This window comes from Kitasatospora sp. NPDC048545, from assembly GCF_040651155.1.
Classification (GTDB): Bacteria; Actinomycetota; Actinomycetes; order Streptomycetales; family Streptomycetaceae; genus Kitasatospora.
This window is the reverse complement of the sequence record NZ_JBEZIQ010000017.1, coordinates 109,192-121,444: the sequence shown is the minus strand read 5'-3', so window position 1 is coordinate 121,444 and position 12,253 is coordinate 109,192. Positions and strand designations below refer to the sequence as shown.

At 75.6% G+C, this 12,253-nt stretch carries 9 protein-coding genes; 3 read left to right on the top strand and 6 right to left on the bottom strand.

The window, feature by feature from the left end:
* The first annotated feature begins 214 nt into the window (after window positions 1-214).
* Window positions 215-598, top strand: coding sequence for a cold-shock protein (locus tag AB0D10_RS18315; protein WP_360257187.1), 384 nt, complete (start codon window positions 215-217; stop codon window positions 596-598).
* A 40-nt stretch (window positions 599-638) separates the two neighbouring features.
* Here the strand turns inward: AB0D10_RS18315 and AB0D10_RS18310 are convergent, their stop codons facing one another.
* The 4 genes from AB0D10_RS18310 to AB0D10_RS18295 all read right to left on the bottom strand — a co-directional run bounded on the left by AB0D10_RS18310 (window position 639) and on the right by AB0D10_RS18295 (window position 4,267).
* Complete coding sequence (locus tag AB0D10_RS18310; protein ID WP_360257185.1) at window positions 639-1,511, bottom strand: 1,4-dihydroxy-6-naphthoate synthase; 873 nt, start codon at window positions 1,509-1,511, stop codon at window positions 639-641.
* The gene (locus tag AB0D10_RS18305; RefSeq protein ID WP_360257182.1) at window positions 1,504-2,298 is read right to left on the bottom strand and encodes a futalosine hydrolase; all 795 of its coding nucleotides are present in this window, start codon (window positions 2,296-2,298) and stop codon (window positions 1,504-1,506) included. Before AB0D10_RS18305 ends, AB0D10_RS18310 begins: the two co-directional genes overlap by 8 nt.
* Window positions 2,299-2,308: 10 nt before the next feature.
* Complete coding sequence (locus tag AB0D10_RS18300) at window positions 2,309-2,839, bottom strand: hypothetical protein (protein WP_360257180.1); 531 nt, start codon at window positions 2,837-2,839, stop codon at window positions 2,309-2,311.
* A 75-nt stretch (window positions 2,840-2,914) separates the two neighbouring features.
* A complete protein-coding gene (locus AB0D10_RS18295) occupies window positions 2,915-4,267 on the bottom strand; it encodes an MFS transporter (RefSeq protein WP_360257307.1) in 1,353 nt (450 codons plus the stop codon).
* 659 nt (window positions 4,268-4,926) lie between these two features.
* Between AB0D10_RS18295 and AB0D10_RS18290 the strand changes: the two genes are divergently transcribed.
* Both AB0D10_RS18290 and AB0D10_RS18285 read left to right on the top strand, forming a co-directional pair.
* A complete protein-coding gene (locus tag AB0D10_RS18290) occupies window positions 4,927-5,808 on the top strand; it encodes a DUF3027 domain-containing protein (RefSeq protein ID WP_360257305.1) in 882 nt (293 codons plus the stop codon).
* A gap of 255 nt (window positions 5,809-6,063) precedes the next feature.
* Window positions 6,064-9,360, top strand: a complete 3,297-nt coding sequence (locus tag AB0D10_RS18285; RefSeq protein WP_360257178.1) for a molecular chaperone Hsp90 — start codon at window positions 6,064-6,066, stop codon at window positions 9,358-9,360.
* Between the two features lie 2 nt (window positions 9,361-9,362).
* Here the strand turns inward: AB0D10_RS18285 and AB0D10_RS18280 are convergent, their stop codons facing one another.
* Complete coding sequence (locus AB0D10_RS18280) at window positions 9,363-9,572, bottom strand: hypothetical protein (RefSeq protein WP_360257176.1); 210 nt, start codon at window positions 9,570-9,572, stop codon at window positions 9,363-9,365.
* A gap of 154 nt (window positions 9,573-9,726) precedes the next feature.
* A complete protein-coding gene (locus tag AB0D10_RS18275) occupies window positions 9,727-12,225 on the bottom strand; it encodes an HAD-IC family P-type ATPase (protein WP_360257174.1) in 2,499 nt (832 codons plus the stop codon).
* Window positions 12,226-12,253 lie beyond the last annotated feature (28 nt).

Sequence of the window (12,253 nt, the reverse complement as noted above, 5' to 3'; positions counted from 1 at the left end):
AGATCCCCGCATCCCACGGCCCCCGGCGGGCCCCGGAACGCGGATCCCTCGCGGAACGCGGACGAGGCAGTCACGGACCGTTAGTCTGCTCCTGGCAGCGTGCCGACCGTGAGCGCCCGCGGGCGTCGAGCCGAGGTCGCCCGCATCTTTCCCACCACCCAGTGATCCCCGGCCAGGGCCGGGATCCCTCACACCCATTCGAGGACTGTTCGAGATGCCCACCGGCCAGGTCAAGTGGTTCAACGAGACGAAGGGCTTCGGCTTCCTGTCGCGCGACGACGGCGGCGACGTCTTCGTCCACACCAAGGCGCTGCCCGCCGGTGTCACCGTGCTGAAGCCGGGCCAGCGGGTCGAGTTCGGCGTGGTCGCCGGGCACCGCGGCGACCAGGCGATGGCCGTGCAGCTGCTGGAGGCACTGCCCTCGGTGGCCGCCGCCCAGCGCAAGAGCGCCGACGACATGGCCCCGATCGTCCAGGACCTGATCACCACCCTGGACGCGGTGCTGCCCGGCCTCCAGCGCGGGCGTCACCCGGCCAAGCCGACCGCCCAGAAGCTGGCCGGCCTGCTGCGCGCGGTGGCCGACCAGTTCGACGTCTAGGCCTGCCCGGCCCCGGGACCAGTCCCGGGACATCGACCGTTCAGGACACCGGCGAGGACTGCCCGAACGCGAGCGCACCCGGGTCGAGCGGGGGCACCAGCCCCTCCGCGGCGGCCCGGGTGAGCAGGGCGCGGACGGCCGCGTAGCCCTCCTCGCCGAGGTCCTCGGTGAACTCGGTGACGTACAGCCCGATGTGCTGCTCCGCGACGTCCAGGTCCATCTCCTGGGCGTGCTCCAGCACGTACCCGCGGCTCGCCGCCGGGTCCGCCCAGGCCTGCCGGACGGAGGCGCGGACCGCGTCCGTGACCGCCCGCAGCCGCTCGGCGCCGAGCGAGCGCCTGGCGACGATCGCGCCCAGCGGGATCGGCAGACCGGTCTCGGCCTCCCAGGCCTCGCCCATGTCGGCGAGGCTGTGCAGGCCGTACTGCCGGTAGGTGAAGCGGGCCTCGTGGATCACCAGGCCGGCGTCCACCCGCCCGTCCCGGACCGCGGGCATGATCTCGTGGAACGGCAGGACGACGATCTCGCCGAAGCCGCCGGGCACCGCCTTCGCCGCCCACAGCCGGAACAGCAGGTACGCGGTGGAGCGCTCGGAGGGCACCGCGACGGTCTTCCCGGCGAGGTCCGCGGGGGACCCCACGCCCGGCAGGGTGAGCACCAGCGGGCCGCAGCCGCGCCCGAGCGCGCCGCCGCAGGGCAGCAGGACGTACTCGTCCAGGACCCACGGCAGCGCGCCGTAGCTGATCTTCAGGACGTCCAGCTCGCCGCGCTCGGCCATGCCGTTGGTGACGTCGATGTCGGCGAAGGTCACCTCGGGAGCGTCCGCCCCGGGCACCAGGCCGTGCGCCCAGGCGTGGAAGACGAAGGTGTCGTTCGGGCAGGGCGAGTACGCGATGCTCAGCCGTTCAGCCACGGCCGGCCTCCTTGATCGGTTCGTGCGGCGCGGCCGGGTCCGGCACGCGCAGCGCGGCCAGTTCGTGGACGGGCAGCGCGGCGAAGGCCCGCTCCAAGGCGGCCAGCGCCTCGCCGATCCGCCACGCGGCCCGGTCGCGCGGGCCCACCGGATTGGACACGGTGCGCAGTTCCAGGACCGGCACGCCGTACCGGGCGGCGGCCTCGGCCACGCCGAAGCCCTCCATCGCCTCGGCGGCGGCGCCCGGGTGGCGGGCGGCCAGCACGGCGGCCCGCTCGGCGCTGCCGGTGACGGTGGAGACGGTCAGCACCGGGCCGGTGACGGCGCCGGCCAGCGCCTGCGCGACGAGCGCGACGGCGGCCGGGGGCGGGGTGTGCCGGACGGTGCCGAAGCCCAGCTCGGTGACGTCGGCGAAGCCCTCGGGGGTCTCGGCGCCGAGGTCCGCGGCCACGACGGCGTCGGCCACCACGGTGGCGCCGACCGGGGCGTGCGGGGCGAAGCCGCCGGCGATCCCGGCCGAGACGGCCAGCGCGTACGGGTGGGCGGCCAGCGCGGCGGAGGTGGCGGCCGCGGCGGCGGCCGGGCCGACCCCGGCGGCCAGCACGTCCACCGGAGCGCCCAGGGCCCGCTGCAGCGTGCCGCCGGGCAGCGGGACGGCGGCGGACCCGCCGGGCAGGCCGCGCAGCACCGCCTCGGCCTCGGCGGCCACCGCGACGACGACGAGCAGCCGGGCCCGCGCGGGGCCCGGCTGCCCGTGGTCGCCGTCGACGACGGGGTGCGCGGTCATCGCGGGACCGTCAGCTGTCCTGGGTGTTCAGCTGGAAGTACCAGACGGCGATCGGGTTGTCCGAGTTCTTGTCGCCCTCGACAACGGTGACCAGGGTCTTGCCGCTGGCGTTGAGCACCCGGTTCGCCTGCTGGGCACCCGACCAGGTCGAGCCCTTGGCGTACGAGGCCAGGCTGGTGCGCCCGCCGCTGCTGGACGCGCCGCCGTTGGTGAAGGCCCACCAGCCCGACTTGGCCACGTTCGGGGAGACCCCGACGCCGACCTGGTCGCTCGCCACCACGTCCGAGGTGGGCAGCGTGCCGTTCTTCAGGGCCTCGGTGGCCTTGTCCTGGCACTCCTGCTGGAGGTCCTCGGTGATCGCGCTGCCGCCGTTCCAGCACAGCGGCTCCGCGAGGATCGAGGAGTTGCCGACCGTGAGGGTGGCCTGGTGGGAGATGTGCGCGGTCTGGCCGGAGGCCACGGCGACGGAGGTGCCCACCGTGGCCGCGCCGACCACGACGACGGCGCCGAGGGCGGCGATGGCACGGGAATTGAGGCTCATGCGTCAGAATCTACCGGGCCCGGCCGATCACGCTACGCGGGGGTCGGCCACCGCGTGTTGCCGCGCCCCGCCGGGTCACGCCACCCGGGGCGCCGCCGGATGCCGCCGCAGGCCCACCCGGAAGAGCGAGTGGAGCGTCCACAGCAGCACCAGGCCGACCACCCCGGCGGCGATCGACAGGCCCAGCTTCCCGTTCAGCGGCAGCAGGATGCCGACCGCCCCGCCCGCCACCCAGGACAGCTGCATCAGGGTCTCCGAACGGGCGAAGGCGGAGGTCCGCACCGCCTCCGGGACGTCCCGCTGGATCAGCGCGTCCAGCGCCAGCTTGCCCAGCGAGGCCGCCATCCCGGAGACGCCCGCGACCAGGACCACCGTCACGACGCCGTACCAGAGCGCGGCCGCCGCCGTCACGCACGTCGCCAGCAGCAGCATCGAGGTGACCGTCGCCTCCGGGCCGCGGGTGCGCAGCCAGGAGCCGAACACCGAGCCGAGCGCGTTGCCCGTCCCCGCCGCCAGCGCCACCAGCCCGAGCGCCACCGTCGGCTGCAGACCGCCGATCGGCTCCTCCCGCAGCAGGAAGGCCAGGAACATCACCAGGAACCCGACCAGCCACTTCATCGCCGACATCGCCCGCAGCGCCAGGATCACCGACGGGCCGACGGTGCGCAGCGAGGCCTTGACCGGCGGCGGTTTGTGGTGGATCAGGTGCGAGCCCTCGCCGTGCACCTCGGCGTGCAGGACGGCGCGCTGCTCGCCCTTGGCCGAGTCCACCTTGTGCGGCAGGTGGAAGGCCATCAGGGTGCCGATCACGAACACCAGGAAGGCGCCGCGCAGCGGCCAGCCCGGGCCGATCAGGTGCAGCAGCCCGCCCACCCCGGCGGCCACCCCGGTGGCCAGCAGCCCGGCCAGGGTGACCCGGGAGTTCGCCTTCACCAGGGAGAGCCGGCTCGGCAGCAGCCGGGGCACCACGACGCTGCGCACCACCCCGTACGCCTTGGACGCCACCAGCACGCCGAGCGCCGCCGGGTAGAGCGCGATGCCGCCGCCGGTGATCACCCCGGCCATCGTCCAGGCCAGTACCGCCCGCGCCAGCATCGACATCGCCATGGCCGCCCGGCGGCCGTGCGGCAGGCGGTCCAGCAGCGGACCGATCACCGGCGCCAGGAGGGCGAACGGGGCCATCGTGATCAGCAGGTAGAGCGCCACCCGGCCGCGGGCCTCGCCGGTGGGCACCGAGAAGAAGATGGTGGAGGCCAGCGCGATGGTGATCAGCATGTCGCCGAAGGAGTTGAGCGCGTGCAGCTCGATCAGCTTGGCCAGGCCTGACTCGCCCGCGCCCTCGGCCGCGGTGGCCCGACGGATCCGGCGGCCGGTGCCGTGCACCACCTTGCCGGTGCCGGCGCCGGCGGCGGAGGCGGTGCGGACCAGGAAGTGGCGGCGGGGCTCGGGGGCCTCCCCCTCCTCCTCCAGGTCCTCGTCCAGGGCGGCGAGCCGACGGGCGTGGGCGCCGTCCGGCCCGGGGGCGCCATCGGCTGCGGCTGCCTCTCCGGCGGCGGCCGGGGGTACGTCGGTGGCCGGGGGCGCGTCGGCCGGGGCCGGGGGGTCCGTGGCCGTCTTGACCAAGCTCACGCGGGTGGCGGGCGCCCCGGCTCCGCCCGCCGGCTGCGGTTCGTCCGCGCCGGGGACCGGAGGCTGCTGTCGCGGCACAGCGTTCGCCTCGTCGGGGCTGCCGGGCTGCGAGGGGCGCAGTGCGTGCTGCGACGGGTTGTCATCCGCCACAAGCCCATCCTGCCCCAGATTCGCCGCGCCGACGCGGGTTTGCGCTCCGCTCGGCGCGGTCGTTCCGGGCCCGTGGAACGTCCGCGTCCGCCCCGGACTGTGCCCGGGCGCCGGGCGGCGGGTAGCCTGCCCAAAGTCCGCCCGCCGGGACGCCGGGGCGCCGGCAGGCCGGTCGAGCGGCGCGGCCGGTACCCGAGGGGGCCTCCGGTCCCGCAGAATGGACGAGGGACTACCGAGCCGCGACGGGACAGGCAACACGCCGTGGGCGACAGAAGAACTGGGAGAGAATCGACGCCGTGAGTGCTGCGATGCGAAGCCGTACCCCCGACCGGCTCTGTGCCGAGGCCGTCGAACTCGCCCGCCAGGCAGCCGAGGAGGCCGTCGGGCCGGAGGCCGTCGGGCCACACCTCGGTGTCCAGGCGGACGCCGACCGCGTCGTCACCCACACCTTCGAGTGCCTGGACGCCGCCTACCGCGGCTGGCACTGGGCGGTCACCGTCGCCCGCGCCCCGCGCGCCAAGAACGTCACCCTGGACGAGGTCGTGCTGCTGCCCGGCCCGGACGCCGTCCTCGCCCCCGAGTGGGTGCCGTGGAGCGAGCGCCTGCGTCCGGGCGACATGGGCCCCGGCGACCTGCTGCCGACCGGCGCCGACGACCTGCGGCTGGAGCCCGGCTGGAGCGGCGAGGACGAGCCCGCGCCGAACTCCGCGGTCGCCCTCGTGGACGACGAGGACCTGGTCGTCACCGACCCGCACGTCCAGCCCGCCCCGGCCCGCGCGCAGATCAACGCCGTCGCCGAGGAGCTCGGCATGGGCCGCAGCCGGGTGCTCTCCCGGCTCGGCCTGCACTTGGCCGCCGAGCGCTGGGAGAAGTCCCACGGCCCGCAGACCCCGATGGCGCAGGCCGCCCCTGCCTCCTGCGGGAGCTGCGGTTTCCTGATCCCGATCGGCGGCTCGCTCGGTCAGGCTTTCGGCGTGTGCGGCAACGAGTTCGGTCCGGCCGACGGCCAGATCGTCTCCTTCTCGTACGGCTGCGGCGGGCACTCCGAGGCGGCCGTCATCCCGGCCCCGCCGGCGCCGTCCGAGCTGATCCTGGACGAGCTGGTCGTCGAGCCCCTGCAGCTTCACCCGGACCGCACCTCCGGCTCCGTCGAGCCCGACGCCCCGGCCGAGGAGCTCGGCCACTCCTGATCGCCTTCGCACGGCCCGCCCCGGTGACGCTCCGGGGCGGGCCGTCGGCGTTCCCGGGCGAAGAGCCCCGGTCCCGCCCGGTTCCTCCCGGACCTTCCCCGTCACTCCCCGTCACCTCCGGTCGCTCCCGGCGCCGGCACCGCGTGCGGGCTCCGGTCGGCGACGCCGCCGCCGCGGGGGCCGTGGTCGGGAGCAGTCGGTGGGGCAGGGAAGAATGCCCTACGACGTACAGGGCGGCGGAAGGCGGCAGGTCCCGTGGAACCTCGGATCATCGGCAGCGGCACGGACGAGCACCCCGCGGACTCCTTCGGGACCGCCGCGCTGCGGCACCGGGTGCTGGACGCCTGGGCCGCCTCGCCGGCCCGGTTCCGGGAGGACGCCAACGCCGAGGAGGAGCTCGCGCTCGGCGGCTACCGCGACCGCCTGGTGGTCGAGTTGGCGCAGAACGCCGCCGACGCGGCGGTCCGCGCCGGCCGCGGCCCCGGGCGGCTGCGGCTGACCCTCGCCGACGGCGTGCTCGCCGCCGCCAACACCGGCGCCCCGCTGGACGCGGCCGCCGTCGAGTCGCTGTCCACCCTGCGCGCCTCCTCCAAGCGCGGCGAGCAGCCCGCCGTCGGCCGGTTCGGGGTCGGTTTCGCCGCCGTCCTCGCGGTCACCGACGAGCCCGCCGTGCTGAGCGCCACCGGCGGGGTGCGCTGGTCGCTCGGCGAGGCCAGGTCGCTCGCCGAGGCGCAGTCCGCGCTGACCGACGAACTGCGTCGCCGGGACGGCCACGTGCCGTTGCTGCGGCTGCCGTTCGCGGCCGAGGGCCCGGCCCCCGACGGCTACGACACCGTGGTCGTGCTGCCGATGCGGGACGCCTCCGCCGAGGACCTGACCCGCCGTCTGCTGGCCGGGATCGACGACGCGCTGCTGCTCACCCTGCCCGGCCTCGCCGAGGTCGTGGTGGAGACCCCGGACGGCACCCGGACGCTCACCCGGGCCGCCGCCGAGACCCGCCCGGACGGCGTCACCGAAGTCACCGTCACCGACGACGCGGGCGGGCGGCTGCGGCGGACGATCTGGCAGACCGCCGGCGCCTCCGGCAGCCTGGACGCCGAATTGCTGGTCGACCGGCCCACCGAGGAGCGCGCCCGCCCGTACTGGACGGTGACCTGGGCCGTCCCGGTCGGCGCGGACGGCGCCCCGCAGCAGCCCGGCAACGCGTCCGTGCTGCACGCACCGACCCCCAGCGACGAGCCGATCGGCCTGCCCGCGCTGCTGATCGCCTCCTACCCGCTGGACTCCACCCGCCGGCACGTCGCGCCCGGCCCGCTGTCCGACTTCCTCACCGAGCGCGCCGCCGACAGCTACGCCGACCTGCTGCGCGCCCGCGGCGCCGACCTCGGCTCGCTCGGCCTCGTCCCCGGGCCGCTCGGCCAGGGCGCGCTGGACAACGCGCTGCGCGCCGCGGTGCTGTCCCGGCTGCCCGGCACGCCGTTCCTGCCGCACCCGGCACCGGTCGAGGTGGGCACGCCCGCGCTGCGGCCCCGGGACGCGACGCTGCTGGAGGGCGCGGACGGCTCGGTGGTCGAGGCACTCGCGCCGATCTTCCCCGGGCTGCTGCCCGCCGGTCTGGAGCGCCGCACCGAGCTGCGGGTGCTGAACGTGCGCCGGGTGCCGCTGGCCGAGGTGGTGGACCAGCTCGGCGGCCTCGACCGCGAGCCCGGCTGGTGGCGCAACCTGTACGCGGCGCTCGGCGGGGCGGACCCGGAGGCGCTCGGCGCGCTGCCCGTGCCGCTCGCGGACGGCCGGACGGTGACCGGGCCGCGGCGCGTCCTGCTGCCCTCCGAGGACGCCGACTGGGCGGCCTTCCCCGGCTACCCGGAGTCGCTGGCCGGAGCCCTGGCCGCGCTCGATCTGCGGCTGGCCCACCCCGAGGCCGCCCACCCGCTGCTGGCCAAGCTCGGCGCCGGCACCGCCACCCCGGCCGGGGTACTGGACACCCCCGAGGTGCGGGCCGCCGTCGCCCGCTCCTACGAGCTGGCCGAGGACGACCTGGACGCGGCGCTGGAACTCGGCGACGCCGTCCTGGCCCTGGTGAAGGCCGCCGCCCCGGAGCCGGGCGCGCACCCCTGGCTGGCCCGGCTGGCACTGCTGGACGACGAGGGCGAGCCGGCCCGCGCGGGCGAACTGGTGCTGCCCGGCAGCCCGTTCGCCACGCTCGCGCGCGAGGAGGACGCCGGCTGGGTGGACGACGAGCTGCTGGAGCGCTGGGGGTCCGAGGTGCTCGCCGCGGTCGGTGTGCTGGCCGACTTCGTGCTGGTGCGCGCCGAGGACGTGGTGCTCGACCCGGACGACCTGGAACGGCTCGACCCCACCGTCCCCGCCGACCGGGCGGCCGGCGGCCACCCCACCGGCCTGCTGGACGAGGCACCGGACGGGTTCGCCGACTGGGCCGAGGACGCGCTGGAGGCCCTGCAGGCCGACGAGGCGGTCGGCGTCCCGCCGGTGGCCGCCGAGCTGCTCGCCGTGCGCGACCTCGACCTGGTGGACGACGACGCCTGGCCCGAGGCGCTCGCCGCGCTGGCCCGACCGCCGTACCGGGACGCCGTGGTCAACCCGGTCCGCACCCTGCTGCCGGACGGCACGTACGCCGACCTGCCGCCGTACACCGCGTGGTGGCTGCGCGACCACCCGGTGCTGGCGGGCCGCGAGCCCGCCGGGCTGCGCGCCGCCGGGGCCGACCCGCTGCTGCGCGGCCTCTACGACGAGGCGCGGACCACCCTGGACGACCAGTTCCTGCACGCGCTCGGGGTGCGCACCACGCTCGCCGCGCTGCTCGCCGAACCGCACGGACCGGACGAGGTCCTGGACCGGATGACCGACCCGGCGGTCGACCTCGGCCACCGCCAACTGCACGGCCTGCACAGCGCGCTGGCCCGCGTGGAGCGCGAGCGGATCGAACCGCTGGACGTGGTGCGGGCGCTGCCGCCGCTGGACCCGGCCACCGGTCGCCGGCCGGCCCACACCGTGGTGGTGGACGCCACCGAGGCGGTCGTCGCCGACGCCCCCGACCTGGTCCAGCTGCTGCACCCGTACCCGCTGCTGCCGGTCGCCCCGGCACTCGCGGCCGACCTCGCCGAGCGGCTGCACGTGTCGCTGGCCAGCGAGGTGGCCGGCGGCCGGGTGCTCTCCGAGGGCGTGCTGCACCGCGTCCCGGCCGTGGTGCGCGAACTGCTGCCCGGCTGCCCGGTCGCGTACGAGGAGCACGAGGAGCTGCTGGTCGTCGGACCGGACGGCGACGAGGCCGCGGTGGACTGGCGGTGGGACACTGGCGCGGACGCCCCGGAGCCGCCGTACGACCCCGAGCAGGCCGAGGCCGACGACGAGGACGACGAGTTCGAGGTCCCGCCGGTGGCCGGCCTGCTGCACGCGGCCACCCCGGAGGGCCTCGCGGCCGGGCTCGCCTGGTCGGTCGGGCAGTGGCACCGGCGCTTCGAGGTGCTGGCCGCGCTCAGCGAGCCCGACCGGGCGTACGAGCTGTCGGCGGCCCGGGACTTCGAGGGCTGAACTCAGCGGGCGCGGGCCCGGAGGCGGCCGTAGACGGTGACGGCGACGGTCAGCCAGACCGCCCCCAGGGTCACCAGCGCGGCTCCCCGCAGCGCGGGCGTCGGTCTGATCGCCAGGCCGATGCCCGCCATCGCCAGTGCGGTCAGCCCGACCGCCAGCAGCCCGGCCAGGAAGGCGATGAACGCCTCCAGGTCCCCACCCTTGCGCGCCATTCGGCACCCCCTCCCGGGGCCCATCATCGGGCTTCGGTGCGGGGGCTGTCACTCATCCGGCGGCGCGTGTCACTCCGTGCGTCTCGACCGGTGCGTCTCGACCGGTGCGTCTCGACCGGCCGCGTCTCGCCGCGGGCGGCTCACCCCGGGTTGCTCACTCCATGCCGTGGCGCTTCATGTAGCGCCAGGTGATCTCCAGGGCGATGCCGCAGACCAGGGCGATGGCGACGCCGATCAGCGGGTCGCGGACGCCGACCAGGGAGAGCTCGAAGAAGTCGGACAGCGCCGGGACCGCCAGGACCAGGGCGAACGCCCCGCCCATGGTGGCGATCAGCAGCAGCCGCCACCAGGTGTACGGGCGGGCGACGATGGCGAGGACCCAGATGGCGATCAGGAAGAGCGTCAGGGTGGCCACGCTGGTGTCGGCCTTGAGGTCGGTCGCGTGGTCGGTGCGGGCCAGCGTGTAGGCGACGAAGGTGCCGGTCCCGGCGATGACGCCGGCGGGGACGGCGAGCCGCAGCACGCGTTTCACGAAGCCGGTGCGGGCCCGCTCGTTGTTGGGGGCGAGGGCCAGGAAGAACGCCGGGATGCCGATGGTCAGCGAGGACAGCACGGTGGAGTGCCGGGGCAGGAACGGGTACGGCGAGTGGGTGAAGATCACCAGCAGCGCCAGGAGCACCGAGTAGACCGTCTTCACCAGGAAGAGCGACGCGACCCGCTCGATGTTGCCGATCACCCGGCGGCCCTCGGCGACGACCGACGGCAGGGTCGCGAAGGAGTCGTTCAGCAGCACGATCTGGGCGACCGCCTTGGTCGCGTCGGATCCGGTGCCCATCGCCACGCCGATGTCGGCGTCCTTGAGCGCCAGCACGTCGTTGACGCCGTCGCCGGTCATCGCCACGGTGTGGCCGCGGGACTGCAGCGCCCCGACCAGCAGGCGCTTCTGCTGCGGGGTGACCCGGCCGAACACGCTGGTCCGGTCGGCGGTCTCGGCGAGTTCCTCGGGGTCGGTCGGCAGGGTGCGGGCGTCCAGCGGGCGGTCGGCGCCCGGCAGACCCAGGTGGCCGGCCACGGCGCCGACCGAGACCGCCGCGTCGCCCGAGATGACCTTGGCCCGGACCTGCTGGCCCTCGAAGTACCGCAGGGTCTCGGCGGCGTCGCCGCGCAGCCGCTGCTGCAGCACCACCAGCGCGAGCGGGATGAGGCCGGCCGCCGGGTCGGGGGAGTCCAGCGGGACGGGCGAGCGGCCGAGCAGCAGCACCCGCAGGCCCCGCGCGCCCAGCTCGTCCACCTCGGCCAGCGCCGGGTGCCCGGCGGGCAGCAGCACGTCGGGGGCGCCGAGCAGCCAGCTGGCCTCGCCGCCCTGCGGCTCCAGCAGTTGCACGCCGCTCCACTTGCGGGCCGAGGAGAACGGCATCGCCTCGATGACCCGCCAGCCCTTGCGGCCCGCGGCGGCGCCCGGCACGCCGCCCGGGGATGCGCCCGGTGAGCCGTCGCCGTCGTCGCCGCGGCCGTACGCGTCGATGACCGCCTGCATCGACGGGTTGGGGCGGGCGTCGGCGCCGGCCATCAGGGCGAGCGCGTGCTTGACGGTGGCCGGGTCGACGGCGGTGGGTTCCCCGTCGGAGAGCACCCGCAGGTCGATCACGTCCATGCCGCCCTCGGTGAGGGTGCCGGTCTTGTCGAGGCAGACGGTGTCGACCCGGGCCAGTCCCTCGATCGCCGGGAGCTCCTGGACCAGGCACTGCTTGCGGCCGAGCCGGATCACGCCGATCGCGAAGGCCACCGACGTCAGCAGTACCAGCCCCTCCGGGACCATCGGGACGATGCCGGCCACCGTCCGCCGCACGGCCTCGCGCCAGTCCCGGCCCTCGACGGCCAGCTGGCTGATGATCAGGCCGATCGCGGTGGGGATCAGCAGGTAGGTGATGAACCGCAGGATGCTGTCGATGCCGCTGCGCAGCTCCGACCTCACCAGGGTGAACTTGCTGGCCTCCTCGGCGAGCTGCGCCGCGTAGGCCTGGCGGCCGACCTTGGTGGCGGTGAACGCGCCCGCGCCGGCCACCACGAAGCTGCCGGACATCACCTGGTCGCCGGGCTGCTTGAGGACGGGGTCGGGCTCGCCGGTGAGCAGCGACTCGTCGATCTCCAGGCCGTCCGCCTCGGTGACCTCGCCGTCCACGATCACCTTGTCGCCGATGCCGAGCAGCACGGTGTCGTCGAGGACGATCTCGGAGACGCCGATCTGCTGGGCGGCGCCGTCCCGGCGGACCTGCGGGCGGGCCTCGCCGATCAGGGCCAGGCTGTCCAGGGTCTTCTTGGCGCGCAGCTCCTGGATGATGCCGATCGCCGTGTTGGCGACGATGACCAGGCCGAACAGGCCGTCCTGGATCGGGCCGACCACCAGGATGATGCCGAACATCACGCCGATGATCGCGTTGAAGCGGGTGAAGACGTTGGCCCGGACGATCTCCCGGGTGGAGCGGCTGGAGCGGACCGGGACGTCGTTGACCTGTCCCTTCGCGACCCGCTCGGCGACCTCGGCGATGGTCAGGCCGCCGCGCCGGCCGGGCAGCAGCCCGAGGGGGTGGGCCCCGTCCGGATGGTCTCCGCCGGTCGGCCGCTCTTCCGCTGGCTGGGCAGGCTGCGTCATGGCACCGACTCTACGGGCGCCTTATGTC

Bases quoted from the DNA above. Each gene is read 5' to 3' on its own strand.
- AB0D10_RS18315 (WP_360257187.1), top strand. From the start codon at position 215: ATGCCCACCGGCCAGGTCAAGTGGTTCAACGAGACGAAGGGCTTCGGC.
- AB0D10_RS18305 (WP_360257182.1), bottom strand. From the start codon at position 2,298: ATGACCGCGCACCCCGTCGTCGACGGCGACCACGGGCAGCCGGGCCCC.
- AB0D10_RS18300 (WP_360257180.1), bottom strand. From the start codon at position 2,839: ATGAGCCTCAATTCCCGTGCCATCGCCGCCCTCGGCGCCGTCGTCGTG.
- AB0D10_RS18290 (WP_360257305.1), top strand. From the start codon at position 4,927: ATGCGAAGCCGTACCCCCGACCGGCTCTGTGCCGAGGCCGTCGAACTC.
- AB0D10_RS18280 (WP_360257176.1), bottom strand. From the start codon at position 9,572: ATGGCGCGCAAGGGTGGGGACCTGGAGGCGTTCATCGCCTTCCTGGCC.
- AB0D10_RS18275 (WP_360257174.1), bottom strand. From the start codon at position 12,225: ATGACGCAGCCTGCCCAGCCAGCGGAAGAGCGGCCGACCGGCGGAGAC.